The 25,334-nt window shown below is 69.5% G+C and carries 24 protein-coding genes and 1 pseudogene; 17 read left to right on the forward strand and 8 right to left on the reverse strand.

Annotation, left to right across the window (positions count from 1 at the left end; genetic code table 11):
• The first annotated feature begins 100 nt into the window (after positions 1-100).
• From IEY86_RS24675 to IEY86_RS24685, 3 genes are all read left to right on the forward strand, one after another.
• Entirely contained in the window at positions 101-799 is a 699-nt protein-coding gene (locus tag IEY86_RS24675) for a TetR/AcrR family transcriptional regulator (RefSeq protein WP_229698719.1), read from the forward strand.
• 577 nt (positions 800-1,376) lie between these two features.
• Positions 1,377-1,841, forward strand: a complete 465-nt coding sequence (locus IEY86_RS24680; RefSeq protein ID WP_189134031.1) for a hypothetical protein — start codon at positions 1,377-1,379, stop codon at positions 1,839-1,841.
• The gene (locus tag IEY86_RS24685; protein ID WP_189134032.1) at positions 1,838-2,155 is read left to right on the forward strand and encodes a winged helix-turn-helix domain-containing protein; all 318 of its coding nucleotides are present in this window, start codon (positions 1,838-1,840) and stop codon (positions 2,153-2,155) included. The genes IEY86_RS24680 and IEY86_RS24685 overlap by 4 nt, the downstream gene beginning before the upstream one ends.
• Before the next feature lie 655 nt (positions 2,156-2,810).
• Here the strand turns inward: IEY86_RS24685 and IEY86_RS24690 are convergent.
• Positions 2,811-4,169: a hypothetical protein gene (locus IEY86_RS24690; protein WP_189134033.1), complete on the reverse strand. Its 1,359-nt coding sequence runs from the start codon at positions 4,167-4,169 to the stop codon at positions 2,811-2,813.
• 295 nt (positions 4,170-4,464) lie between these two features.
• On the opposite strand from IEY86_RS24690, the gene IEY86_RS24695 reads away from it, so the two are divergent.
• Complete coding sequence (locus IEY86_RS24695; RefSeq protein ID WP_189134034.1) at positions 4,465-4,866, forward strand: hypothetical protein; 402 nt, start codon at positions 4,465-4,467, stop codon at positions 4,864-4,866.
• Positions 4,867-4,942: 76 nt separating this feature from the next.
• On the opposite strand, the pseudogene IEY86_RS24700 reads toward IEY86_RS24695, so the two are convergent.
• Both IEY86_RS24700 and IEY86_RS24705 read right to left on the reverse strand, forming a co-directional pair.
• Positions 4,943-5,058 (reverse strand): annotated as a pseudogene (locus IEY86_RS24700) (peptide-methionine (R)-S-oxide reductase); the annotation flags it as partial.
• Positions 5,059-5,570: 512 nt separating this feature from the next.
• Positions 5,571-6,431, reverse strand: a complete 861-nt coding sequence (locus IEY86_RS24705; protein ID WP_229698729.1) for an alpha/beta fold hydrolase — start codon at positions 6,429-6,431, stop codon at positions 5,571-5,573.
• A gap of 211 nt (positions 6,432-6,642) precedes the next feature.
• On the opposite strand from IEY86_RS24705, the gene IEY86_RS24710 reads away from it, so the two are divergent.
• From IEY86_RS24710 to IEY86_RS24730, 5 genes are all read left to right on the forward strand, one after another.
• On the forward strand, positions 6,643-6,870 hold the full coding sequence (locus tag IEY86_RS24710; RefSeq protein WP_189134035.1) for a hypothetical protein: 228 nt from the start codon (positions 6,643-6,645) through the stop codon (positions 6,868-6,870).
• A 221-nt stretch (positions 6,871-7,091) separates the two neighbouring features.
• Positions 7,092-7,319: a hypothetical protein gene (locus IEY86_RS24715; protein WP_189134036.1), complete on the forward strand. Its 228-nt coding sequence runs from the start codon at positions 7,092-7,094 to the stop codon at positions 7,317-7,319.
• Entirely contained in the window at positions 7,316-8,014 is a 699-nt protein-coding gene (locus tag IEY86_RS24720; RefSeq protein WP_189134037.1) for a restriction endonuclease, read from the forward strand. The genes IEY86_RS24715 and IEY86_RS24720 overlap by 4 nt, the downstream gene beginning before the upstream one ends.
• Positions 8,015-8,901: 887 nt before the next feature.
• On the forward strand, positions 8,902-9,321 hold the full coding sequence (locus tag IEY86_RS24725) for a cold-shock protein (RefSeq protein ID WP_189134038.1): 420 nt from the start codon (positions 8,902-8,904) through the stop codon (positions 9,319-9,321).
• Between the two features lie 284 nt (positions 9,322-9,605).
• On the forward strand, positions 9,606-10,016 hold the full coding sequence (locus tag IEY86_RS24730; protein ID WP_189134039.1) for a hypothetical protein: 411 nt from the start codon (positions 9,606-9,608) through the stop codon (positions 10,014-10,016).
• Positions 10,017-10,113: 97 nt separating this feature from the next.
• Here IEY86_RS24730 and IEY86_RS24735 read toward each other — a convergent pair whose 3' ends face one another.
• Positions 10,114-10,554 carry a VOC family protein gene (locus IEY86_RS24735; RefSeq protein WP_189134040.1) on the reverse strand — a complete coding sequence of 147 codons (441 nt, stop codon included), beginning with the start codon at positions 10,552-10,554 and terminating at the stop codon, positions 10,114-10,116.
• Between the two features lie 530 nt (positions 10,555-11,084).
• Here IEY86_RS24735 and IEY86_RS24740 point away from each other — a divergent pair.
• The 6 genes from IEY86_RS24740 to IEY86_RS24765 all read left to right on the forward strand — a co-directional run bounded on the left by IEY86_RS24740 (position 11,085) and on the right by IEY86_RS24765 (position 17,445).
• The gene (locus IEY86_RS24740) at positions 11,085-11,603 is read left to right on the forward strand and encodes a toxin-antitoxin system HicB family antitoxin (RefSeq protein WP_189134041.1); all 519 of its coding nucleotides are present in this window, start codon (positions 11,085-11,087) and stop codon (positions 11,601-11,603) included.
• An 82-nt stretch (positions 11,604-11,685) separates the two neighbouring features.
• Positions 11,686-12,528 (forward strand): DUF4097 family beta strand repeat-containing protein, encoded by an 843-nt coding sequence (locus IEY86_RS24745; protein ID WP_189134042.1) that lies wholly within the window; start codon positions 11,686-11,688, stop codon positions 12,526-12,528.
• A gap of 63 nt (positions 12,529-12,591) precedes the next feature.
• Positions 12,592-13,605 carry an ATP-binding cassette domain-containing protein gene (locus IEY86_RS24750; RefSeq protein ID WP_229698720.1) on the forward strand — a complete coding sequence of 338 codons (1,014 nt, stop codon included), beginning with the start codon at positions 12,592-12,594 and terminating at the stop codon, positions 13,603-13,605.
• Positions 13,602-14,393, forward strand: a complete 792-nt coding sequence (locus IEY86_RS24755; protein ID WP_189134043.1) for an ABC transporter permease — start codon at positions 13,602-13,604, stop codon at positions 14,391-14,393. The genes IEY86_RS24750 and IEY86_RS24755 overlap by 4 nt, the downstream gene beginning before the upstream one ends.
• Before the next feature lie 633 nt (positions 14,394-15,026).
• Positions 15,027-16,205 (forward strand): N(5)-(carboxyethyl)ornithine synthase, encoded by a 1,179-nt coding sequence (locus IEY86_RS24760; RefSeq protein ID WP_189134044.1) that lies wholly within the window; start codon positions 15,027-15,029, stop codon positions 16,203-16,205.
• Between the two features lie 1,027 nt (positions 16,206-17,232).
• Positions 17,233-17,445 (forward strand): hypothetical protein, encoded by a 213-nt coding sequence (locus IEY86_RS24765; RefSeq protein WP_189134045.1) that lies wholly within the window; start codon positions 17,233-17,235, stop codon positions 17,443-17,445.
• 187 nt (positions 17,446-17,632) lie between these two features.
• Here the strand turns inward: IEY86_RS24765 and IEY86_RS24770 are convergent, their stop codons facing one another.
• Positions 17,633-19,078, reverse strand: coding sequence for an arylsulfotransferase family protein (locus tag IEY86_RS24770; RefSeq protein ID WP_229698721.1), 1,446 nt, complete (start codon positions 19,076-19,078; stop codon positions 17,633-17,635).
• 829 nt (positions 19,079-19,907) lie between these two features.
• Here IEY86_RS24770 and IEY86_RS24775 point away from each other — a divergent pair.
• Positions 19,908-21,164, forward strand: a complete 1,257-nt coding sequence (locus tag IEY86_RS24775) for an alpha/beta hydrolase (protein WP_189134047.1) — start codon at positions 19,908-19,910, stop codon at positions 21,162-21,164.
• Between the two features lie 923 nt (positions 21,165-22,087).
• Here IEY86_RS24775 and IEY86_RS24780 read toward each other — a convergent pair.
• Entirely contained in the window at positions 22,088-22,366 is a 279-nt protein-coding gene (locus tag IEY86_RS24780; RefSeq protein ID WP_189134048.1) for a hypothetical protein, read from the reverse strand.
• 373 nt (positions 22,367-22,739) lie between these two features.
• Here IEY86_RS24780 and IEY86_RS24785 point away from each other — a divergent pair, with 373 nt between their 5' ends.
• Entirely contained in the window at positions 22,740-23,777 is a 1,038-nt protein-coding gene (locus tag IEY86_RS24785; protein ID WP_189134049.1) for a hypothetical protein, read from the forward strand.
• A gap of 91 nt (positions 23,778-23,868) precedes the next feature.
• Here IEY86_RS24785 and IEY86_RS37875 read toward each other — a convergent pair whose 3' ends face one another.
• The gene (locus IEY86_RS37875; RefSeq protein WP_308425167.1) at positions 23,869-24,552 is read right to left on the reverse strand and encodes an FAD-dependent monooxygenase; all 684 of its coding nucleotides are present in this window, start codon (positions 24,550-24,552) and stop codon (positions 23,869-23,871) included.
• Positions 24,553-24,569: 17 nt separating this feature from the next.
• On the reverse strand, positions 24,570-25,298 hold the full coding sequence (locus IEY86_RS37880; RefSeq protein ID WP_308425168.1) for an FAD-dependent monooxygenase: 729 nt from the start codon (positions 25,296-25,298) through the stop codon (positions 24,570-24,572).
• Positions 25,299-25,334 lie beyond the last annotated feature (36 nt).

Here is a 25,334-nt window from a genome sequence, read left to right on the forward strand (position 1 = left end):
TCACTCCTTGCACACAAGGTTTACCCACATCGTGGGTATCTGCTGGGCCACTATATCCACGGCGTGGATTTAATCAATCGGCTCCGGCACAATGAACCGCATGACTCGATCAGCGGACGCCAACGCCGGAGCCCGACGCGGCCGGCCCCCCAAGGGCGCCTCTCAGCTCTCCAGGGACGCGATCGTCGACGCCACCCTCGAGGTCATCGACACCGGCGGGGTCACCGCGGTCAGCATGCGTTCCGTCGCGCGAGTCCTCGGAGTCGACGCCAAGAGCCTCTACAACCACGTCGACGGCAAGGACGGGCTTCTCGACGCCGTCGCCGAGCACCTGCTCGGCGGGGTGTTCATCCCGCCGGCGACCGGCGACCTGCGCATCGATCTGCCCGCGATCGCCGACGCTTTCCGTGACCGTGCGCTCCTCCACCCCGAAGCCGCACCCCTCGTGCTGACCCGCCAGCTCGCATCCATCGAAGGACTCGCACCGGTCGAAGCACTCCTGGGCGCACTCAGATCAGCGGGATGCCCGACCGAGGAATCGGTGCAGCTGATGCGCATTCTCGTGGCCTCGCTGATCGGCACCCTGCTCCGGGAAGCTCAGGCGGGCCCCACCCTCGGTATCTCGGACACGGGCGGCATCGCCGCGCGGCAGAAGACACTGGAGGACTCGGGTCTTCCCCACGTGATCGAAGCCGCCCCGCATCTCGCGCGGTTCGACCGCGATGCGGAGTACGAGTACGCCGTCCAAGCTGCCACAGCACTCGTGCTGGACAGGATCAGGGCATCGCATGGAGGGTGAGCGCGAAAAAATCGCACGGACAGCCAATGATGCGCAGGCCGCTGCCGCCCCGCCTGTCGGCAAACGATGGCGGGCCCAAGCGGTCGGCGCATCAACGCTGTTCAGACGGTGTCCTACGTGGTGCGGCGGACCAGTCGCTTGTCGCAGCACAGGGCGGCGGCGAGGCCGAACCACCAGCTCCCGTCGGCCTCCTGGAATCTGTGCGAGACCGTGGCGCGCAGGCTCTGGCCGTCCGGCAGCCGCAGGACCGCCTGCGCCCATGGCCGTTCTGCCGCTCGGGAGGTGTCTCACTTATCGTTCGATAATTGTTCGAATCTGGGGTGAGCGGCAAGGACCCCCCGGTCCGGGATGCGGTCACGGCTGATCGGGGGTGCGATGGGGGTCATGCCGCAGACCATCGCGAAGCCGGCCGTCTCCTGGGGCCCGGGGTCGTCGCGGTCGCCGTCCACGCCGCGACCACCCCGCACCCGGTACCCCTGCACCAGATGCAGAACGCCGACGGCGCCCGGGCGGCTCTTGACTTTCCCAGTGGGAAAGTGGAACTCTTACTTTCCCGATAGGAAAGTGAGGTTTCGTCGTGGACAACATCACTCCGGAGCAGGCCCGCACCGCCCTTTACGCGGCCGACAGTGCCCGGCGCGGGGTAGCCGGGGAAGTCGGCCTGCCCCGCGGCTACTGGTGGGCATTGGCGGCCGGCTGGCTCCTGCTGGGCGTGCTCGGCAACGTGCTGCCGCCCTGGCCGGCCGGGATCGCGACCCTGGGCTTTGGCGCAGGGCACGCAGTGCTTGCGTCGCGCCTGCTCGACGGGCGCCGACGCACCGACCGACTGCAGGTGAGCGCGGCGGTCGCCGGCCGCCGCATCCCACTGGTGGTGATCGGCATGCTGCTCGGGCTCATCGGACTCACCGTCCTTGCGGCGCTCGCGCTCGACGCCGACGGCACCGACCATGCCGGCATCTGGGCGGCGGTGCTGGTCGCGGCCGTCGTCGGGTTCGGTGGACCGGAAATCCTGCGCGTTGTGCGCCGTTGGGTGCGGGCATGACGAAGGCGCAATTCGACGAGCTGATCCATCCCAGCACCCGCTTGTCGCTGGTGGCGACACTGGCAGCCGCCGACTGGGCGGAGTTCGCCTTCCTCAAGGACCGGCTCCAACTGTCCGACTCGGCGCTGTCCAAGCAGATCACGACACTCGAAGAAGCCGGGTATGTCGCCACGGAACGCCGCCTCAGCGGCAGCCGCCGGAAGGTACGCGCCCGGCTCACCAGCGCCGGCCGGGATGCCTTCAACGGCCACATCGCGGCACTGCAGGCAATCATCGCCGACGCGGCAGCACCAACCGAAGTGCCTCCGGCGTGAAGCCGTGTTCGCCGGCTCAAGGGAACGACGCGTTGCTCAGCCGGGTTCGCCGAGAACGCCTCAGTGCCAGATTTCGATTTCGTCCCGGCTGACAAGGTGCGCAAGCCGGAGGCCAGGCAGGCTGTGCTGCGGAAGCCGGTCGGCTGAACCGCCTTCGTGGGAGGGGGCGGCGGGAGGCGTTCACCAAGCCGGTGCCGAAGACCGCAGGCGCGGGTCCGGTTCCTGCTCGACAAGGCGAAGGGCTCCATGCGAGCCCTGTCCGTGCCCATCTCCCGCCGCACCGTGCAGAGCGACCACGCATCGCCCGGCCGCCCCATGCTGTCTTCTCAAGCCCGGCCACGAGCCCGGGCCCGGCCACGGGCCCCACCCCGAACACCACCCCGAGGAAGGTACGGCGGTCCTGGGTGAGCAGTGCCACCGGTCCAGTCACGGTGGTTGGGTCGGGTTTCTCGCCCCCGAGCCCGAACACGAGCCCGAACGTGAGCCCCAGGCCCCTAGCCCGAACACGAGCCACTGTCCCCCCGGGGCCTCCGCGGACGCGCCCAACAGGCCTGCGGATGCCCTACCTGCGGGCGCTGCGCCGGCCACTGTGCGGCGCCACGCTGAACCCGTGTTCCCGCAGGATCGCGGCACGGCAACGGTCCAGCCCAGGGGCTCATCCTGCTGTCATCCGCGCGAGCTCCGCGGCCGCGGCAACAGGATGGCCCGCCTTCGCCAGTTCCTCCAGGCGCCCGGACAGCTCTGCCAGCGGGCGGCGCAGGTCGTCGTGGACCGCTTCGCCGCCCCGTGCAAGGGCCAGATGCAGGGCGGTGATCCCGGTCTGCGTCCACCCGTCGCCGTGCTCCCGCAGCCAGTTTCGCGGATCCCCGACGAGGTGCCGGAAGGCGGTGTCGTACAACAGGTGGCTTTCCAGCGCGAGCCGCCAGGCGACATCCGGGTCACCCTCCGACTGCCGCAGGTCCGCTGCCAGTTGGCCCAGGCGCCGGGCATACGGCGGGGCCGCCTCCGGATGCGGCAACCGGCCCGTCACGGAGGCGGACTCGCCGGAGGCGAGAGCACGGTGCAGGGCCTCGACGGGCTCGCCCAAGACCGCTCCCGCTCGCAGAACCGCCTCGCCGAGCGTGACCGGTACCCCCTCGGCCAGGATGCGTTCTTGGGCCGGAACGGCGGCCGGATCGAGGCAGGCCGCCCGGGCGAGCAGTGGCGCTGCCTCGGCTGGGCGGCCTGCGGCGCGCAGGTGCACGCCTGTGCGGGCCAGCGCGCTCGCGAGGTCGCCCCAGCCCTGCTCGGCGGTGCTCAGCGTGAAGCCGTCCACGGCCAGGGCGTGGTCCCAGTTGGCCCGGGCGGCTTCGATCCGGGATGCGACCGCCGCGGCCATGTCGGTGGCGTAGCCGATGTGCGCGTCTGGGTCGGCGATCAGGGTGTCGATCGCGTCCTGGTACCGGCCCAGGGCCTGTCCGGCACAGAACAGGGCCTGGTCCGGGTCACCGTGCTGTGCGTGCACGACCGCGGCCAGGCTGAGCAGGCGGGCGAAGTCCAGCGAGCGGGGAGGCCCCGCGCTCTGCAACCCGGCTCCTACATAGGCCTCCACGGCCAGGTCGGTGTCGGTGAGCGCGGAAGCCGCGTGCCCGGCGGCGCAGTGGGCCACGGCGCGGCGTGCACGGACGTCGCCGAGCCGTATCGCCAGCTGCGGTGACGCGAGCCGGGATAGCTCGTAGCGGCTTTCGCTCTCATCGAGTGACGACAGGGCCTCGTCGATCAGGTCCACGGCGGTCTGCGAGGACCCCATGGAGTACAGCAGCGACGCGAGCTGTTCGTTCAGCCGCGGTTCGTCCGGGCGTGCGTCCAGCTCCGCGCGCAGGATCCCTGCCGCCCGGCTGTGCTGGTCCAGCGACCGCAGATGCAGCCGACGGCGCTCCGCGCCTTCGGCTCGCTGAGCCTGCGTGCGGGCCTCCACGCCTTCCCAGTAGAGCTCGTACACCCGCGACTGCCAGTCGTCGGCGGACGAAGCCATCAAGTCCCCCCTTGTCGGCTCTCGAGGCGCCCACCCTACTCGAACACACGAGCGTCCACGGAGGTCTACTGTGGCCCGCTCACCGACTTCGGTGGAGTCCCGGTGCCCTGCTGCGGCCGCGAGGATATTGGCGTGTCGGAAAAACCGCGGGAGCCGTGGGGCCCTGCGGGCTACCGTGCCTATCACGGTCGTTGGCGCTGTTCGTGAGCTGCTGCCGGATGCGGGCCGTTCGGTAGCGGCCACCACATGGAACCGGTCGTAAGGGCCGGCCTGGACACGGAAAGGCGGGCATCCCGTGAGCTGGTCGATGTTCAGGTTCCGCGAGCACTGGGCACACGCGCACGACGTCCAGCAAGAGACGTTCATGGCGTTGGCGGCGATGTACGTCGAGGCCAATCCCACCTATCGCGCGGTGCCGTGGCTGCGCGAATGGCAGGCCTTCTGGCTGAGGTCGATCGGGCGGCAGGCCAACGGCCTCACGGACGTGTGCGCCGACGACTATCTGACCGACGACGGTCGTGTCGCGCAGTTCCGGGAATTCCTACGCGACTACCAGTCGTGGCTGGTTGCCTCGGAGGGACCGTTGGTCACGGCCGCCGGGCTGAGCGCCGACAAACTCGTCGAGTTCACTCAGACCGTCGATGCCGTGCTCGCCGGCGACGAGACGCACCCCACGGTTCAGCTAGTCCAGCAGTGAGGAGCCTGGGCCGCCGCCCGGAAGGGGCCTGCGCCACGGCTGAGCCGCACAGCGCTTCTCCGCGAGCGCGATATGGGTCCGTCCACGTCGGACAGCCCTCGCCCTCGAAAACGAGCCGAGGCGGGAGCCGCACTTCGCGCACCGCACCTCCGTCCGCACCATCCCATGCGAACGGTCTTGCCGGAGTTCCACCCATACGAGCCGGGGCTGCGGCGTCAGCCCCTGCAACTGACGCGTCACCGCCGGGCCCGGCACCACCGTCGACGGCAATGGCAGCGCGGCCGCCCCATGGACGTCATGGGCTCCGATGAATGCGGCTCGTCGGCCGCGGACGGCAGACGCTGCACGGCGCAGGAGGGACGGCTGCACGAGATGCGCACCGCGGCACTGCCACGACCGGCGGCGTCCACACGCACCGTCCATCTGCGTCCCGGCACCCGCTTCATCCAGCTCGCGGTCTCCGTCATCCGTCTTCCTCCTCTGCCGTGTCCCCGCCGCCCGCACCGTGCCACCACGACCAACAGGCGCGACGGCGGCCCCACCGTAGGCGGCACGCGGCCCGAAGGCGCTGAACTCGCGCTGCTCACCGGTGACCAGCGCGTGAGCCATCGTCGACTTGTTGATGACCGGGCGCGGCATGTTCGAATCGAATGCCGCGATGCCGACAGCCGGGGACGAGGCCGGCCGGCGAACCCGTCGAAGCCCTATGTGCCAACGGCGCCTTGCGTGAATCGCCGAAGGTGTGCACGCACAACGTCGGGCTGCTCCAACCAGGGCTCGTGCCCTGCGCCCTCGATCCGAGTCAGCGGAAGAGCGAGCCGGAGCGCGAGCGATTCAAGTGCCGACACAGGACGAGGATCGTCGGCCCCGCCGAGGAGCTCCGCCCGCGCCGGCAGGCACGCACGTAGCTCGGCAAGGTGCTCATCGAGCGGATCCATGCGTCCTTCCTTGCCAAGGGCGCCGTTCATAGCCCAGTTGACCGGGCGACGCTGCCGGGCATCCTGGGCTGCCAGGTGCCACCCGCGTGCGGGATCGGCGTGGTCGGTGAACCAGGCCAGCGTGAGCAGTTCGACTTCCTGCTCCTCCGTGCGGTCCGGCACCTCCTCCAATAAGCGGAGCCGCTCCTGCTGCGCGGCGGACATGCGGCGGCCGCGCTCCTCTCGGTCCCCGGTGCGCCAATCGCCGACGAATGGCCCGCACATCAGCAGCATTGCGGCAACCCGGTCAGAGTGCGTCAGGCAGAACCGGCTCGCCAGATCGGTGCCATAGGAGTGTCCAATCAACACGGCCTTGGGCACGTCCCATGCGTCGAGCAACTCGGCGAGATCGTCGACATGCCGGGCGAAGGAATGGCGGCCCTGCCACGGGGATTGGCCCGTGCCACGCTGGTCGTACCGGTACACGGGCGCGAGGTCGGCGACCATGGGGGCGACATCGCCCAGATAGTCCGGCAGCCCCGGACCGCCATGGAGCATGACCACGGGCGGCTGCCGAGTCGTGTCCCCCAGCGCCATCCAACGCAACTGCGCCTCGTCGGCCATCGACGCGAGGCCCTGCGTCTCCATCAAGGTCACCGCGGAGAGCCTACCGGTGTCACTGAGGCTCCGCCGAAGGTTGAAGAAGCTGACCAGGACCCGGTGCCTGCGGCGGTACTTCAGCGCGGAGCCGCACACCATCGGGCTCCGGCACGCAACCGGCGGGGCCGGCTGTCAGTGCCGGGTGTTCTCCTGGGGAGTTGACGCGGGGAACCGGTTACGGGACGAGTTGGGGGTCCACGTGGTTCACGTCAGGGAGTACCACCGCGGCGATGGGACACGCGTTCGCGCGCACGAGCGCCGCGCTCCGACAGCGGCGGGCGGAGGGCTCGGCGCCTTCCTCCTGCTGCTGCTGATATGGGCGCTGTCGAGCGGGCATATCACGGTCGACGCGCCGAAGAGCACGGTGCCGCCACCGCACGGGCCGACCGCTGCGCCGGTCCAGCAGCACCATCCGCACGGGGACTGATCCGCGCAGCCCCGAAGGTGCCGCGGGCCCGGCCGCTCTCGCTCTCGGCCCGGGGTCCGCGTGGCTGCCCTGACGCAGGGCGCCCCGCTGACGACGGGGGTGCGGCAGCGGGGCAACCGCCGCGGTAACGCAGGGCGTGCGCGTACTGACGGACGGGTACCGGTTGTCAGTGGTGCGTGGTCCCATAGGAGGTCATTTCCGATTCACCGGGGGGTGGAACGTTGGGGACGCTGGCTGTCCTGTGGGGCTTATGGGCGATCGGTGCGGCGGCGGTGGCGACGTGCGGGGGCTGGACCCGCGCTGAGGGGCGGTGCCGCAATCCGAGGAAGGGCCTGTTCAACCGCTGCCAGCACCACGGCTGGCAGCTGGTCACCGGCACGGACGTGCTGGTGGTGGTGCTGTGCTGGGTCGGCTACCAGATCGTCACGCACTACGGCGGCGGCTCGTGAGCGCCCGCCGTCCCCCCGCGCGGCGGGGCTCGAGGAAGCGGCGGTCCGCGAAGAACGCCGACGGTGAGGCTCTGCTGGTCCTGTCCGTGGCGGCGGTGGCGCTGGTGGCGGCCGTGGCCGCGGTGCGGTGGCTGCTGGAGCACTGGTGGCTGCTGGTCCTGGCCGCGGCGGTCGCGGCCTGCGTCGGCGGAGCATGGGGGCATCGGCGCTCGCAGCGGCTGCAGTGGGAGCGGGTGCAGACCCGGGCGCTGCGGTACCAGCTCACCCAGCTCGACGCGCTGCACCACCGGCAGTTCGAGTTCGCCGTGCGGGATCTGATGCGGCGCGACGGCTGCCCGCAGGCCCAGCAGGTGGGCGGGCGCGGCGACAACGGCGCCGACGTGCTGGCCACCGACCCGCTCGGGAGGCGCTGGGTCATCCAGTGCAAGCACCGGCAAGCCGGTCTGGCCGGATCCGCCATAGGCACCCCCGACCTGCAGGTGCTCAACGGCACCGGGCGCCCTGTCCACAAAGGCGACGTCGTGGTGCTGGTGACCAACGGACGGTTCACCGCCCCCGCCGTCACCTTCGGGCGGCAGCAGAAGCTGCACCTGGTGGACCGCCACCTCCTGGGCCAGTGGGCCGCCGGCTCCCGCCCGCTGTGGGAACTGCTCGACCGGATCCCCCCGCCACGTCGTCCCACCGCGCTGTCGTAGCGCGGGCCGAGCCACGATGCGAAAGGGCGCCCCGCCGATGGCGGGGCTCTGCCTGCGTATGGTTCGTCTGCCCAGTCACTGCCGCCGACCGTGAAGCGCACCCGCTTCGCCTCCCGTGCGCCAGCGCCCGCCCGCCCTACAACGCGTCTCCCACGTCCAGGGCTGTGTCGGCGTCGGCGATGGTGTCCGTGAACAGCACCCGGAATCCCCAGCGCATCCCACGCGATCCTGCAAGAGGGCCGCTGGCCTCCGGGCCCGGCACGACCTTTGCCTCCCATGACCTTTGCCTCCTGTCGAACGGATGATGGGGGGTGGTCCTACGTTGTTGATGGGTCGGATGGGCTGTCGTACGGTCCGGAGGATCCAGTGGCCCGGGGTATGGCTTGGGGGTGGTTGCCTTCGATGGTTCCTGTGACACCTGGCCGCCCGGGGCCGCACGACGACTCGACCACTGATGAGGAGCTGCGGGCCCTCGGGTATCGCTGAGTAGCGGCACCGCGCTCCGTCGCCCGCCGCCGGCGCCTCGGATTCGCCCGCCACTGGCCCTGGACCGATGTGATCACTGAGGCGATCCAGCGACTCGCAGGCCTTCCGGGCCTGGGCTGACCAGCACGTTCCCGTCCCTACGAGTTGCATCGCCCCACCGGAGGAACCCGGCGCCCGGCCCGACGCGCGACAGTCGGGCCGCCGGCACACCCGAAAACTCCGCCGAACGCAGATCGGCCGCCGGCAAGAGATGACGGCCAATCACGAAAGATCGAGGTTAGTATGAAAGTGTGCGCGTAACTCGGGTCGGATGGCAGCACCCCGACAGTCCGGGACCGATCACGAGCCGCGCAGTGGTCATTGACTTCGGGTAGTGGTGTCGCGTTTCTGTGGGAGTTGCTGTGGTTGCGGGTCGTGTGGTGCGTTTTGACAGTACGCGGGGTTACGGATTCATTTCGCCGGCGTACGGCGGAGAGGACGTCTTCCTCCATGTGAACGATCTGCTGATGCCGGAGGCGTATCTGCGCTCCGGTCTTCAGGTCGAGTTCGAGATCGAAGAGGGGGAGCGGGGCCAGAAGGCGTCGTCCGTCCGGCTCGCCGAACCCGCCGAGCGAAAGCCGACGGAGATGGTCCCGACCGGGACCCTCGGACCTGCGGGCGACGGAGAGCAGTTGTGTGACGTGCTCTCCCAGGACGAGTTCCGCAAGGAAATGACGGAACTGCTTCTGGCGGCGGCACCCTCGCTCACGGGCGAGCAGATCCTCGCGATCCGGCGCCGCGTGGTGGACTTCGGAAAGCGCCACGGCTGGGTCGAGGACTGAGCCTTTCGAAAACCGCCCCCTGTCTCCACGGTGGACGCGGAGACAGGGGGCGGCGCCTGCTCACTTGTCGTGCAGATGACGAAGACAGTCATAGAGAGTGGGCAGGGTGTTCGACAACTGATCCGTAAGCTCTTTGAGCCGGAGAATGGCCGCTTCAGCGCCCTCGAGGGACTCCGGCCGGAGATCCAGCAGCGGAAGTGACCGCTCCGGGAAGAGTTCGAGCCCGGCCGGAGGACTCCCGGAGCTCTGACAAGAACGGCATCTGCGACGCGTGTGTACGGGCCGTGCTGAACGACCCGAAGACGGAGCGGCTGCTTGACCCGGATGCGGAATGCATCACCCCAACAGGCGATCTGTCATGGCGAATCGGTACCGGCGTGGGACATCGCCGGGTCCATGCAGTGGGCTCTTCACCTGTCCGCGCCCTTGCCGCTGAAGTGTGCGAACGGCAGGGTGAAGTCGTGATCATTGCCTTCTTACGTGACGACACGCAGGGTGCAGTGACGGTGACGCTGGACTGCGTCGATGATCCCGCTGTGATCGGCAAGCCCCCCTCGGCCCATGGTTTCCCATGCTGCACCGCTGTGGTGGACTACCCGGGCAAGGGTTACCGGTCCCTGTTCGGCTGGGTCCAACTGGTGCGTTCGACGGACAACTCGTCCGCCGGGGCCGCCTTTGACATGGACCCGTTTTAGGGGAGCTCGCGGGTGCGTAGGCGACCGGCGGTCGGGCACACCTCCCGGGTGCGGGTGCCCGGGTGGTTCTCCGGGGGTACGGTCCCTTCGGCAGTCTTCAGCCGAGCTGCTGGGCCAGTCCGACGATGATGCCCTCGGGGCCGCGGACGTAGCAGAGCCGATAGCTGTCCTCGTACTGCGCCACCTCGCCGACGAGTTCGGCGCCGTGGGTGCGCAGGCGGGCAACGACGTCCTCGATGTCGTCGACGGCGAACATGATGCGGCGAATGCCCAGCGTGTTCGTCGGCGCGTCCTTCGGCTCGGCGCCGATCGCCTTCGGCGTGTGGAACATCGCCAGCTCGATTCGGCCGTGGCCGTCCGGGGTCCGCAGCATCGCGATGTCCTGTCGGACGTCGTCGAGCCCGATGACACGCTCCACCCAACGTCCCTCGATCGGCGCCTTGCCCTCCAGCTCCATGCCGAGTTCGACGAAGAATGAAATAGCGGCGTCAAGGTCGGCGACAACGATGAGGACGTTGTCCATCCGCTGGATCGTCATTGAGATCCTCCTTTGGTGTGGTACGGCCACGGTGGCCGCATCTGTTCCCGAGACGGAGCCGCCAGGCCGTTCCCGACATCCTCCGTCACATCTTCTTCGAGAACCTCTTGACGCAGCGGTGCGGTCGCACGCCAGTCATCGCTTCGGACGAAAACGCCGCAGGTCCAATTGAAGCGGATTCGGGTCGGCGCGTCTGATCACGACCTCGCACATGCCCTGGCTGGGCGGGGCGGGCCCGATCGCGCCGCCTCCGGTGGGCCCGACCCAGGGGCAGGCCGCGAGGCGGGGCGGACCCACCTCCTTGGCATCGCATGGCGCCGCATGGCGCCAGGTGGCATCACTCGGCATCATACGGTGCCACTCGGCGCCATTCCGCGCTCCCAAAAGCGCATGGGCGCGCATGGTGCCACAACGGCTCAGGTCGTCCTCTCCCACGTTTCCGCAGTTCAGGGCGGCCGCTCTCAAGCTCGCTCCGCGCATGGCGTCACCCGGACTTGCGCGAGGCGCCATAGTGGTGCCACTATGGCGCAATGGATCTCACCCCGTATGTCGACACCCTCCGTCGCGAACTCGCGGTGGCCGCCGAAGCCGGCGGGGAGGATGCCCGCGAGCTGGCCGAGCGGCTCACCGCTCCTCTGGAGTCGGCGACCCGTCTGATCATGCTCAATGTGCTCTCCGCCGCGATGGACGAGATCACCCGCGAGCTCGCCCCCGGCTCGGTCGACGTACGGCTGCGCGGGCTCGACCCCGACTTCGTGGTGACGCCGCCGCCCGCCGACGGCCGTCCCATGGAAGCGGCCGCCGCGCCCGTCGAACCGCTCATGGCGCAGGCGCCCGCCGACGGCGACGAGGGCGGCACCGCCCGCGTCAATCTGCGTCTGCCGGCCCACCTCAAGGCGCGCGCCGAGGAGGCCGCGAGCCGCGAGGGCCTGTCGGTCAACGCGTGGCTGGTGCGGGCCGTGTCGGCCGCGGTCGACGGCGGCACGCGGCCGCGTACGACGGAGAAGACCCACACCATCGGACAGAGCTTCACGGGCTGGGTGCGCTAGCCGCGCCCCGCCCGCCCCACTTCACCGGCATCACGTCCCCACCGGCGGGGACGCTCCCAAGACCCAACAGGACGGTACAGCCATGCCTTCTTTCGACACTCCCGAAGCGATCTGCGCCACCGCGCACGTGGAAGCCGGCTCCATCCGGTTCTGCGCCGGTGACCGTCTCGACACCCTCGTCGACGTGCGGCCCCGCGACCCCAAGAAGGACCAGGACGTGCGCACGGCCGAGCAGACCGAGGTCTCGTACGCGAGCGGCGCACTGACCGTCAGGACGCCCAAGCCCAATCTGCTCGGCCGCACCGGCACCGTCGACGTGACGGTCGAGCTGCCCACGGGCTCGCGGATCGACATGACCGGCGCCTGGGCCCAGGTGCTGGGCGAGGGCCGGCTCGGCGAGGTCCGCGTGAAGACCTCGTCCGGCGATGTGTGCCTCGACACCACCGGGCCGCTGCACCTGAAGGCGTCGCACGGGTCCATCACCGTCGACCGTGTCGAGGGCACGGCCGAGATCACCACCAGCTCCGGCAGTCTGCGCGTCGGCACCGTGGACGGTGACGCCGTCCTGAAGAACTCGCACGGCACCACGACCGTCGGCGCCGTGACCGGCGATCTGCGGGTGAGCGGCGCCAACGGGGACATCGACATCGCGCGCGCCGAGGGCTCGGTCGCCGCGACCACCGCCAACGGCACCCTGCGCGCGGCCGAAGTGGCCCGCGGCACCGTGCAGTTGGAGACCTCCCACGGCGCCATCGAGGTCGGCATCCGCGAGGGCACCGCCGCCTGGCTCAACGTCAGCTCCGACCGCGGGCAGGTGCGCAACACACTCACCGCCTCCGAGACTCCGGACAGGACCGAGGACACCGTCGAGGTCCGCGCCCGGACCCGCTACGGCAACATCGACATCCGCCGCGCCCGGGCCTGAACACCGGCCCCCCGCAAACCCGCCCACTCCCCAGCCACTTCAGCCTTCGCAAGGGAAGGTTCCATGCCCTCTTCTGTCATGCCCACGTCCAGGATCGATGGTCGGCAGTCGCCCGCCGCCGTCTCCACCGCCGGTCTGCGCAAGTCGTACGGCGACAAGACCGTGCTCAACGGCATCGACCTGCACATCCCGGCCGGGTCCGTGTTCGCGCTGCTCGGGCCCAACGGCGCCGGCAAGACCACCACCGTGCACATCCTGTCCACCCTCATCGCCGCCGACAGCGGCCGGGCCCAGGTCGCGGGCCACGACGTCGCCACGTCACCGGACGGGGTGCGCGCCGCGATCGGCGTCACCGGGCAGTTCTCCGCCGTGGACGGCCTGATCACCGGCGAGGAGAACATGCTCCTCATGGCCGACCTGCACCACCTGTCCAAGCGCGAGGCCCGCCGCACCACCGCCGAGCTGCTGGAGCGCTTCGACCTGGTGGAAGCCGCCAACAAGCCCGCCTCCAGCTACTCCGGCGGCATGAAGCGCCGCCTCGACATCGCCATGACCCTGGTCGGCGACCCGCGGATCATCTTCCTCGACGAGCCCACCACCGGCCTCGACCCCCGCAGCCGCCACAACATGTGGCAGATCATCCGCGAGCTGGTCTCCGACGGGGTGACCGTTCTCCTCACCACGCAGTACCTGCAGGAGGCCGACGAGCTCGCGGACCGTATCGCGGTGCTGCACGAGGGCAGGATCGCCGCCGAGGGGACCGCGGACGAGCTGAAGCGGCTCATCCCGGGCGGGCACGTGCGGCTGCGCTTCTGCGACCCGTCCACCTACCGGTGCGCAGCCGACGCGATCCGCGAGGTCACCCGGGACGACGAGGCGCTGTCGCTGCAGATCCCCAGCGACGGCAGCCAGCGCGAACTGCGCTCCATCCTCGACCGGCTGGACCGGGCCGGCATCGAGGCCGACGAACTCACCGTGCACACCCCCGATCTCGACGACGTCTTCTTCGCCCTGACCGGCTCCAACCAGCCGAACCAGCCGAACCAGCCGAACCAGCCCAAGGAGGCTGTCCGATGAGCTCCCTGGCCCTCGCTGTGCGCGACGCGTCCACGATGCTGCGCCGCAACCTCCTGCACGCGCGGCGCTACCCGTCCCTCACCCTGAACCTGCTGCTCACGCCGGTCGTCCTGCTGCTGCTCTTCGTCTACATCTTCGGAGACGTGATGAGCGCGGGCATCGGCGGCGGCGGCGCCGACCGCTCCGCCTACATCGCCTACCTCGTGCCGGGCATCGCGCTGATGACCATCGGCGGCACCGTGGTCGGGACCGCGGTGTCCGTCTCCAACGACATGACCGAGGGCATCATGGCCCGCTTCCGTACGATGGCGATCCACCGCGGCTCGGTACTCATCGGGCACGTCGTCGGCAGCGTGCTGCAGTCGGTCATGAGCGTGGTCATCGTGGGTGCCGTCGCCGTGGCCATCGGCTTCCGGTCCACGGATGCCACGGCCCTGGAGTGGCTGGCGGCGTTCGGGCTGCTCGCGCTGGTCGCCCTGGCGCTCACCTGGATCGCGGTCGGGATGGGCATGGTCAGCCCGAACGCCGAGGCGGCCGGCAACAACGCACTGCCGCTGATCGTCCTGCCGCTCATCTCGAGCGCCTTCGTCCCGGTCGACGCGATGCCCGGCTGGTTCCAGCCGATCGCCGAGTACCAGCCGTTCACCCCGGCCATCGAGACCCTGCGCGGCCTGCTGCTCGGCAGCGAGATCGGCCACAACGGATGGCTCGCCATCGTCTGGTGCCTGGCTCTCTCCGCGCTCGGCTACTTGTGGTCGAAGGCGGTTTTCAACCGCGACCCGAAGTAGCCGAGACGACCGCGCGGGCCGTATCCCGCAGCTCGTCCCGCCCGAGGGCGGCGTACTCCGACACCGCGTCGGCGTACGCCGCCCCTCCACGCCCTGGGCCGCCCGCCGGCCGGGCCGCGGACATCGTCGGCCGGAACCCGCGCTGCACCCGCATCCGTTCGGCCGGCGCGATCAGCCGTACGGTGAGGTGTCCCCGGACGCGGCCCCGGCCAACTGATTGCCTGGGCGTTTACCGGCGTGAGGCTTCGTGCTCAGTGGAACCAGACGACGAGTCGGACGTTTTCCGGGCCATGGAGCTCGTTGAGCGCAGCGCTCACGTTCCGAACCGGGCCCAAAAGGCTCTGGCTCTCCCGCCTGCGAGGCGTCCAGGCGGGGGGAGTTGGCCGCGCGCCGGCCTTCGCGGAGCAGCGGCTGGGCAGGGCTTGGGCCACCAGGCCTTTTCGATCTCGGTCGTATCCGGCGGCACGGCCAGCAGGTCCCAGCGCCCCTGGCCGGGCGCGAGCAGGACGACAGAGAGCGCTGCGGCGGTGGGAAAGGAGCGGCTCACTTGTCCCCGGCTTCTCGGCCCCGCCCGTCGCGACCGGCTGCCGGACTGCCCCGGTGTGCTAAACAGGGAGCAACCAAAGGGGTATTTTGCAGCAGCTCACGCTCGGAATCATGTCGCAGACCCGCAAGGAGAACGAGCATCGTCTGCCCGTTCACCCCGCTCATTTCGACCGAATCGACGCCGGTCTCCGCAAGCGCATCTACCTCCAGGAGAACTACGGGGAGTATTTCGGCGTCCCGGACAGCCGGCTCGCCCCACTCGTCGCGGGCTTCCGCACACGCGAGGAACTCATCGCCGGCTGCGATGTCATCCTGCTGGCCAAACCGCTCCCCGAAGACCTGGCGGAACTGCGCGAGGGCCAGGTCTTGTGGGGCTGGCCGCACTGTGTCCAGGACGAGAAGGTCACCCAGACCGCCATCGACCGGCGGCTGACCCTGATCGCCTTCGAAGCGATGAACCACTGGACCCGCAGCGGCGCCTTCAACCTGCACGTCTTCCACAAGAACAACGAGCTGGCCGGGTACTCCTCGGTCCTGCACGCCATGCAGCTGACCGGCGTGACAGGCGACTACGGGCGGCGGCATCGCGCGGTCGTCATCGGCTTCGGCGCGACCGCCCGCGGCGCGGTGACCGCGCTCAGCGCCCTGGGCGTGCACGACGTCGACGTGCTCACCGCGCGTGGCGTCACCGCCGTCAGCTCTCCCATCCACTCCGCGCGGATCGTCCACTTCGACCACGACAAGGCCGACGGGACCCTCGACCCGCGACGCAGTGTCGCCCTCACCGAGGACGGCCCGCTGCCGCTGGCCGAGTTCCTCGCCGGGCACGACATCATCGTCAACTGCGTGCTGCAGGACACCGACGCGCCGCTGATGTTCCTGATAGACGAGGACCTGCCCAAGCTGGCCCCCGGTACCCTGGTCATCGACGTCTCCTGCGACGAGGGCATGGGCTTCGACTGGGCCCGGCCCACCACCTTCACCGACCCGATGTTCACCGTCGGCGACCACGTCAGGTACTACGGGGTGGACCACAGCCCGTCCTACCTGTGGGACTCCGCGACCTGGGAGAACAGCGAGGCCCTCCTGCCGTATCTGGACGTCGTGCTCCAGGGCCCCGACGGCTGGGACGCCGACGACACGATCGGGCGCGCCATCGAGATCCGCCGGGGTGTCGTCCAGAACCGCAAGGTGCTCGCCTTCCAGCACCGAACCGCCCAGTACCCGCACGTCCAGGAGGAGACCCGGGCGGCGTCGCGGCCGTAGCGGTGGGGCATCCGGCGTCCAGTCGTCCTGCGACCGCCGTCGGGCCTTCCGGGGTGCCGATGGTCCCTACCACCGTGGAGGTGAAGCTCCTGGTGGACGGGTTGCCGACCAACAGCAGACCTGTCCGCCCGGAGCTTGACGTGCCTGTCTGCGCATCGGGTCTTGATCCGTCCGGCCCGGCCCTTTCGGCAGCGCTGGGGCTGCGGCAGACGGGGCAGGGGTCACCGCCGGGGAGGGTGCCCCAGTCGGAGCACAGCGGGCAGGATGCCATCTACCGGCCCTCCCGCAAGTGCCTGGCGCGCTCCGCGGCGGCGGCAGCCTCCCTGATCCGGTCGAGCCTGCGTGCGACGTCTTCGGTCAGGCGCTCGCTCATCGGGCACCGCCCGTCCTGCGTTTGTCGGCCTCGCGGGCCCGGCGCAGCGCTTCGTCCTGCTGGGTGGGGTGGTCGTCAGCCGCGGTGATCACGACTGCCATGATGTGGACCATCAGGTCCGCCTCTCTGTCAGGTGGGTCCTGTAGGCAGGGCCCCGGGGTTGCGCCCCCGGGGCCTGCCGTTTGTCCGCCCTGCTGGGCCACGAGCGGCCACGGCCGCCCCGCACCACCACGAGGCAGGGGTGGCGCGGACTGTGGTCACTGGCAGGTGTGTCGGCGGATGATTCGTTGCACGACGTCGGGGCCGCCTGGTTGCCGCGGACGTCGTCGGGTCAGGTCACCCGGCCCGGCACGGCGTCGGGGTGGTCACCTGCACTACCCATCACCACGCGCGTCCGGGTGGTGATGGGTCGGCGCTTTTCGGAGTTCTCGAGGAACGGGCGTTTCCTCCAGCCCTCTCGTGCAGCACCCCCGGGCAAACCTTGCATGCGGACACGGTGAGGGGGCCGGTGCTGGACCGGCACACCGCCCTCGTCACGATCCGCATCGTGCACAGCGACGACCGCGAGGTCGCCACCGATGTCGCATCCGCCCCTACCGAAGCCGGAATCCCGGACGGTGTGCTCACCGTGTGCGCCCCGGACGGGGACATGGCTTGGCCGGACCCGCCGTGGTCGCCTCCGGCACCGCGCATCCCCGCATCGAGTACGAAGCCGAGTGGGGCGACGTCGCCGCACTCGCCGGCCAGGCGCTGCCGTGGTGGCCCGACCTGCTGCGCCTGCCCCACCTGATCCGCGGGTGGAAGCCCGGCGCCCAGCCGGCCGTCGCGCCGGTCCGGCGAACAGCGCCTGCGCCACCACGGAGCTGACCGCGCCCGGACGCGTTCGACCCGCGGCCTGGACGTCGAGTTCGAGGCGGACGAGGAAGTACCACTACCGGCCGCGGCGCCGAAGAGCCGGACAGAGATCGTTTTCTCGCACGGCCGAGCGGAGGGCGGCCGGGGGCTGGCTCTGCCCCTTCAGCCATGCCGTGGGCATGCCGTGGCCATGCAGCGACTACCTCTTGGTGTCCTTCGTCGACTGTCGGCTGGAGAGGGTCACGACGTGGGAGGTCCCAAGGACCTTGCCCTGCGCGTTCAGCGCCTTCACCTGGAAGTACGGTCCGGGGGCGTTCGTGGTGACGGCTGTCTCGAATCCGGACCGTGGAGCCTTTTCGACGACGACCGACAGGGAATCGGCGTCGGGTCCGGCGAGTACCCGCCATGCTCTGGTCTGCGTCGAGCCGTTCCAGGAGGCGTAGACGACGCTGTGCCCGCCGTCGGACCGTGCCGCCGTTCTCGGCGGGTAGTACGGCGTGCCGATCCACTCGTTCCGAAACGCTCGATACGAGATGTTGGAGCCCGGCAGCTTCGCGTCGTAGAGCAGGTTGTGCAAGCCGCTGCCCTCGGTGTTCCCCGCACCCGCGTACTCCGAATAGTACGGGCTCTGGCCCCACCCGATGAATTCGTTGCCGTTGGAAAGGGCCTGGGTGTTTCCCTGGGTCGGTGATTCCAACGGCGGCTGGTGGTAGTAGGTCCTGTCCACGGTCGCCTTCCGGCTGTGGAGGTCAAGGTTGAGGATCAGGCCGTGCGACCGTTGTTCGGGGGCGCCGTCCGGAAGGTCGCAGCAGCCGTCGTCGAACATGCTGATCCGGTTTCCCGGCCGGAATCGGGCATCGTGCTGCCAGTAGAAGTCCGCGTTCGGCCCGAAGGTGAAGTCGCTCTTCTTCCCTCCGAGTTGCCAGCGGACCTTCCCGGATCTCTTTTCGACGTCGTAAACCGCCCACATGTTCCGGGCCGAGATCAACAGCCGGCCGTCAGGACCCTCGTCGACCGAGTTGATGTGGAAGGCGTCCCACACCCCGCCGGACGACGACGCACTCGAGGCCGCCTCCTCGGAATCGGCGGGGTCGATGTGGTCCAGCGCGTTCCACGAGTAGAGGAGTCTGCCCGTGGCGAGGTCGACCTCCTGGATCTCGCTGTTCTCGATGGCCCCGTTCTTCGGGCCCCCATAGCGAGTGAGATCCATGGGCACCGGTTTGGAGGCGATGAACAGCGCCGTTCCTCTGCGCGTCAGGGTGAATTCGTGCTCGTCCGGGTAGTAGCCGTGATGCGCGAACACCGTTTTGAGCAGGCGGTAGTGGGTGTCGTAGATGTAGTAGCACCCGCCCGGTTCCGGCGCACCGGCCGGCAGGTTGGTATAGGCCGGGGGAAGCGCGAGGGTGCCCTGCCACCAGGTCAGCACCGGTTGCCCCCGGTCCCCGCCGCCGGCGTAATAGGTCTGGACCTTGAAGTCGGCGTTCTGGAGGTTCGTGGAGGGCAGTGGGCGGAACCAGACCGGATCACCGGAGTTGTCGTTGACCAGTGCCCCGGTCTGGCCGACCATCTGGTCCGCGCTGAACGGGGCGGCAAAGACGTCTCCGCGAGCCGTCCCCGGTTTGTTCGCCGTCACGGTCACCCGCATGGGGTTAAGGCCCTGCTCGGAGACGAAACTCCACACGTCGCTGCCCGACAGGATCGGGGGCGGAGTGGATTCCGACGGAGGGAAGGGTGTCGTCGCGCACAGGTGGGTTGCGCCCGCTTGCGGACCCGTCGCGGCCGAGGGAACGGCGCTTGCGACGACACATCCCGCAGCGAGCACGCAGGCACCGACGGTGCGGCGGGTCCTTCTCCGTCTCCGGGGAGCCCGCGGCTGTCGCGTCGCCATTGCCGACCTCCTTGGCACCCGGCCCCTTCTGCGATGGCGGTGCCGCTAGTGTTTGAAATCTTTGTCCGGTTCACCCCTGCAATCCGGAATGATCAAGATCGAGGGGTTGTTCCTCGGGTAACGGTAGGCAGCAAGAGCGGGCTGTGCCTGCTCAAAGCAACTCGGATAGGCCATTCGGCAGGCGCGGCCTCACCCGGACATGCTCACCCGGACATGCGACGGAGTCGTCGGAGGACCCGTCAGGCTTTTCCTCCGCGACGCAGCCCACCGTCGATCCGGCGCGGAGCAAACCCCGAATGACGCACCGAACCGGCCCTCGGCAGGCGCGGCCGCACCCTGTCGCCTACGGTCACTCATGAGCACACGGCCTTTCCGTCCTTGAGCCGCGGACTCGCAAACGCTTCAGCGCGCCGCAGGAAGCACAGGGTGGCAAGAAGACGAAGGCGGGGTCGCGGGTATGTCCGACGCAGCCATCCACAATCCTCCGCCCGGGCCGTCCCCCGGGGACGCCGGTCGCCCGAAGGGGCCGGGCCGGCGCGGACTTCGCCGGAGGGCGTTCCTTCGCAAGGGGAGGGCGTGCGCGGTCGTGCTGCTGGCCGCGCTCCTCATCGGTGGGTTCATCGCTCCCTCGGGGGGTCCGGTCGGCCCCTCCGATTCGGCACGCGACGGCGACGTGGTGGGTACGCCCACCCCTTTGCGCAACGTGCCCCGGGACATCTCCGCCGTGGCCAACGGTGAATTGATCGTCTACCGCATGCCAGGTATGCAAGGCAAGCAGGTCAAAGCGACGGCCATGCTGTTCCTTCCCAAGAAGGCACCTCCGGCGGGGGGCCGGCCGCTGTTCGTGTGGGGGCACGGAACCACCGGATGGGCACCGCACTGCGCTCCCAGCGTGCAGCTCCAGGAGCACGGCACGTGGATCGACGGTCCGAACGCCGCCTTGCTGGCGGCCGTCCTGACGATGGGCATCGCCGTCGTCGCGCCGGACTACGAGGGGTTGGGACCGGTGTCCGCGGGCGTCACGACGGGGCACGGCTACTACGACCTGTCCAGCGAGGGCAACTCCATGATCTTCGCCGCGGTCGCCGCACAGCGATACCTCGGCGGCAGACTGTCCGGGCAGTGGGCCCCGGCGGGATGGTCAGAAGGCGGGTTCGCGGCGCTTGCCGCCGCCTACAGGTCCGCCTCGGCCGCGAAGGCGGACCCCGCCCTTGAGTACCGGGGCGCCATCACCCTCGCCCCCGTGCCGGACGTTCCCGCCATGAACACGATCCTGTGGCAGGACATCGACAACGCCTCCCGGTCCGGGCTCCCCCCGACGGCTCACCAGATCGACCAGCTGGTCTTCGCCAACGCGGAAACCATCTACTTCACGAAGACCGAACGCTACGCGGGCTACGACGTCGACCCGCGCCAGGTCTACGGCCCGAACATGCTCAAGTTCTACCGTCGGGACTGGCAGGCCTGCATCGACGACCTGAACGCCGCCGTCAGGCAGGACATCCAAAGCTACCTCAGTGCATCTGCGTCCCACCGCCTGAACACCTATCCAGGGGTCCGCGGAGACAGGCCCAACTCGCTTCCGGAGATCAGACGGTTCTTCGAACAGAACCAAGGCAGGCTCGAACGCTCGACCCTGCCGGGCTCGGTCCTGTGGCTGTACGGGACGGATGACATCACCAGCCCGAACTCCGTCACCTACAACGTCATCAACAAGATGGTGGCCAACGGCAACGACATCAACCTCTCGGTCCTGGAAGGGGCGGGACACTACGACGTCCCCGTTGTCGGCCTGCCGCTGGTCCAGGCCCGCCTCAGACAGCTCTTCGCGGTGGGGCGATGACGCGCCGACCCAGGTTTCGCGGGGGTTGGCTGCCGGGCGCCGGCCCGGGGGGAACCGGGGGGCGATTCCGTCGGCGGTGAGGCACGTCCTGTGGCGATGGCGCGGACGAGAGGGACCACGGTCTGTGAGCGACCTTCACGCTCGATCGTGAGTCAGTTCTATTGGACATATGCGGAGTTGACGGGATATGGGCAGCTGTTCATTATCTTTTGGATGAGTTTATGTCGGTATGGAAATACCACGATTGGACTAACGGTGGGAACACGTGTTGTAGTCGTAGCGTCGCACTGGGAGTCCTTGATCATTTGGTGAATTCCGTCCGGCGCGCGACCCCGCTGCGTCGGCGGATGCGCCCCCGCGTCGCCGCAGGGTGACCCCCTGGGCCGCGGGCGGTTCTCGCGCTGTGCGCGAGAAGAGCAGTGGCAGGCCCGGGAGTCCGCCCGGCGATCGACCGGAGCTGCGTGAGCCCGAGGCCTGAGCCCTGCTGCGGATGCGGTCCCTGAAGGGATGTGACGAAGCGGGTGGATGAGCGGATACAGGGGAGGCGGCAGGTGCCGACGGGCGGTGCGCCCGTCGGATCGGCGGACGTCTCGAGCCGTCGAGAGCGGCGTGAGCGGCCCCGGGCCGCGAACCCCCGGTCGGCCCCGAACGGGCGGCCGGACGGCAGGTCGCACGATGATGGCCGATGGCGGGCCAAGTGCACCCTCGCTCGTCACGGCACGCGTCGCCTCCGGCGCTCCTGGGGCGCTGCGACACGGGGCACGGGAGCGAAAAGTGGGGGTCCGGCACCGGTGCCGGACCCCCGCGGATCACGCGTTCGCCACGGCCGCCCGGTAGGAGCGGTCGGCGGTGATCAAAAGCTGGTGCTGCGCCTTCAGTGCTGCGCCGTGGATTGCCCTGTCGGCGTACAGCCCGTGCGGTCTTCAGGCGACATCCTGGTCCCCCTCCTCAATCGTCAGGGCCTCGACCTCGGCCTGTGCGCGTTGGACATGGGCCCGGCTTGCCTCCTGAAATTCCTTGGTGCGCACCTCACGGCGGATGTGGTCCTCAACTGCCTGTCGGATGACGGCATTGGCCGTGGAGTCCTTCACCGCCGCAAAGGCATGAACACGCTGCAGCAAGCCCTCGCTCAGCCGTACGGAGACGACGACCTGCCGCTCCCTGCTCTCGGCCCGACTGTTCTCGCGTTGACGGTCACTCACGTGAGCCCCTTCTACGGACGTTGGGCGTGCCTGACGCTCCGACCGAGAGGTGGAATGGCACGCCTCCTCCGCACACTCCGGCAGTCGTGTGGGTGAGCGGCTGCCACCGGAGACGCTCCCCGGCGGCACTACAGTACAGTCACCCTTGCTTGGTTTCTGACCTTCTTGTAGTTGTGTAGTTCTAATTGCACGTATTGTTCGCCGGTGCGATGTATAGACTTCTAAAGTGATTAGCGACAAGTCATGCGTGTCGAGTATATGTGTCGACATGGCTCCTACATGCAGGGTTGTAGTCTGAGCTGCCCTCGTCGTAGACGTGCGCGGGCCCTCCCGCCGCTCTACACCCGTTCGGTCATCAGGAGGATGGGCCAACGTGAACCAGAACCCCAGCGTCAACGGCGGCGGACCGCCGCGCACCACCGCGGTCGGCATAGCCCGGGGCGGAGCCGAAGTGGTCTCCCGTGCGCTGCGAAGCTCCAGCACGGCCCTCCACCAGGCCGTCGACATCGACGACTCGGACCGCACCGTCTCCATGCCGCAAGCCCGCGACGCCAAGCGCTTCATGCGCCTGCTCTCCGACACCGACGACTTCCACCTCACCCCCGACCGGCGCCCGCCGGTGGGCGCCCCGCACGCCGAGGAGCACTGGGGCACCATCACCCAGCGCACCATCGAGGCGATCCTCACCGCGTTCGACAAGTACATGCGCGACAACCACGGGAACGTCGACGTCATCGGAGCCCAGGCCGAGTCCGCCGACACATGCCTGGCCCAGGCCAAACACGCTCTGGCACGGAAGCGTTCCTTCGCCTCCATCTCCATCACCGGATCCCCGAAGAACCTGCTCTCCGTCGGCGACCACCACGCCGCCTCGATCTCGATGCTGGTGCACATCCCCGGCCACCCGGTGGGCGCCAGCGTCGTGACCGCGAACTGCGCGCTGACCGCCGACTGCTCCAGCGCGTGGCGACTGCGCCTTCCCGAGCAGGAGTGGGAGGAGTTCAGCAAGGAGACCCCCCGCCCGCCCGCCGACCGCGACCACCTCGTCCTGCCCCGCGCCGTTCGCGAGCACGACGGCGTGCTCAAGCGGACGTTCCCCGAGATCCACCACGTCGGCGACACCTCCGCCGCCATCACCGAGGCACTGATCCACCGCAGTGCCGCAGCCGCCGTGCACAACGCCAGCCCCGCCCTGGACTGCGCCGTCGTCCTGGCCGCCGCCGGCCACGGCTTCACCGTCAGGCCGCAGAGCGAACGCGGCCCCGTCTGGAAGGACTTCCAGGTCGGCCCGTTCATCCGCGAGGCCATCGCCAAGGGCCAGCCGCTGCCCAGCCTGATCCTCGGCCGCGACGAGACCGTCGTCGCGGAACTCGCCCGTCAACTGGGCGGCTACGGCTACCGCCGACAGTGACCCCCTGCGGCCGCGGCGCCGCCGGCGCCGCGGCCCGCACCACTTCACACCCTGCCCTCCGTCTCTGTGAAGGACCCCGCACGATGACCACTCAGGACGACGCCCAGCCCGTCCGCCTGCTCACCGAGGTCACCCCCGCCAAGGAGGGCTGGAACCGAGTGACCCGACCGGTCTCGCTCACCGCCGTCATGTCGGCCAGCACCAGGCCCGCCCCGCCGAGCGCCTTGGCGCCGAGGTGTATCAGATCGATGTCGCCGGGCATCCCGTCCTGGGCCCTGTACAAGGCGACGGGGGCCGCGACGATCCGGTTCCGAAGCCGCAGGCCGCCCAGCGTGTACGGCTGGAACAGCGGCGGGGCGGGTACCGCTGCGGCGCCGGGCTGCCGACGGTCGAACCAGCGGTCCAGTGAGGCGATGTACGCACCGTCGCGCAGGCGCAGGTTGTCATGGGTGACCCGGCGGCTGCGGGTGAGCAGGTTGAAGGCGAACTGCGCGGGCTCGGTGCCGATCGCGTGGTCGATGCTCTCGAACCACTCCAGGCTGGCCTGGGCGGCGCGTTGGGTGGACTCCACCACCGGCTTGCGGGTGCGCTCGTAGTGGTCGAGCGCGGCGGCGAGGTCGCCGGGCTGCTCGAGGCTGGCGGCGAGTGCCAGGGCGTCCTCCATGGCCAGCTTGGTGCCCGAGCCGATGGAGTAGTGCGCGGTGTGGGCGGCGTCGCCGAGCAGCACGATGTTCGCGTGCCGCCATGTGGCGTTCCGTACGGTGGTGAAGCGCACCCACTTGGAGTTGTTGGTCAGCAGCCGGTGGCCGCCGAGGTGGTCACGGGGAGGTCGGCGCAGCGGGCGACGCTGTCGTGGTCGCTTTCCCCGGGCCCGTACTCCCGCGCGGCCAGGACGTCCAATCCGGCGTTGCGCCAGGTGCGTTCGGTCATCTCGACGATGAAGGTGCTGCGGTCGGCGCTGAAGGGGTACGCGTGGACCTGCACCGGCCCGCACTCGGTCTCGGCGACGATGAAGGTGAACGCCTCCAGAGCCCGGTCGGTGGCGAGCCACATGAACCGGTAGTCGCGTTCGTCGAGGGAGGGCTGGAAGACGTCGGCGTACTTGCCGCGGGTGATGGAGTTGAAGCCGTTGGCGGCGATCACCAGGTCATGGGTGCGGGCGAGCTCGTCCGCCGGGGGTGCCAGGGTGCGGTAGCGCACCTCGACCCCGAGCTCGGCGCAGCGCCGCTGCATGATCTGCAGCAGGAGCTTGCGGGATATCGCCGCGAAGCCGTGTCCGCCCGAGGTCTGCACCTGGCCGCGGTAGTGGATGTCGATGTCGCTCCAGCGGGCGAATCCGCTCTCCATGCGGGCGAAGATCCGCGGGTCGGCGGCCGCGATGCCGTCCAGGGTCTCGTCGGAGAAGACCACGCCGAATCCGAAGGTGTCGTCGTCGGCGTTGCGCTCCCAGACCGTGATCTCGCGGCTGGGGTCCAGCTGCTTGGCCAGGGCGGCGAAGTACAGCCCGCCCAGGCAGCGCACGGGACCAGAGGCGGTCCGGGCAGTGGTTCTACTCCA

It is taken from the genome of Wenjunlia tyrosinilytica (assembly GCF_014646055.1).
GTDB lineage: Bacteria > Actinomycetota > Actinomycetes > Streptomycetales > Streptomycetaceae > Wenjunlia > Wenjunlia tyrosinilytica.

Bases quoted from the DNA above. Each gene is read 5' to 3' on its own strand.
- IEY86_RS24675 (WP_229698719.1), top strand. From the start codon at position 101: ATGACTCGATCAGCGGACGCCAACGCCGGAGCCCGACGCGGCCGGCCC.
- IEY86_RS24685 (WP_189134032.1), top strand. From the start codon at position 1,838: ATGACGAAGGCGCAATTCGACGAGCTGATCCATCCCAGCACCCGCTTG.
- IEY86_RS24690 (WP_189134033.1), bottom strand. From the start codon at position 4,169: ATGGCTTCGTCCGCCGACGACTGGCAGTCGCGGGTGTACGAGCTCTAC.
- IEY86_RS24705 (WP_229698729.1), bottom strand. From the start codon at position 6,431: ATGGAGACGCAGGGCCTCGCGTCGATGGCCGACGAGGCGCAGTTGCGT.
- IEY86_RS24735 (WP_189134040.1), bottom strand. From the start codon at position 10,554: ATGACGATCCAGCGGATGGACAACGTCCTCATCGTTGTCGCCGACCTT.
- IEY86_RS24740 (WP_189134041.1), top strand. From the start codon at position 11,085: ATGGATCTCACCCCGTATGTCGACACCCTCCGTCGCGAACTCGCGGTG.
- IEY86_RS24745 (WP_189134042.1), top strand. From the start codon at position 11,686: ATGCCTTCTTTCGACACTCCCGAAGCGATCTGCGCCACCGCGCACGTG.
- IEY86_RS24750 (WP_229698720.1), top strand. From the start codon at position 12,592: ATGCCCTCTTCTGTCATGCCCACGTCCAGGATCGATGGTCGGCAGTCG.
- IEY86_RS24755 (WP_189134043.1), top strand. From the start codon at position 13,602: ATGAGCTCCCTGGCCCTCGCTGTGCGCGACGCGTCCACGATGCTGCGC.
- IEY86_RS24770 (WP_229698721.1), bottom strand. From the start codon at position 19,078: ATGCGGGTGACCGTGACGGCGAACAAACCGGGGACGGCTCGCGGAGAC.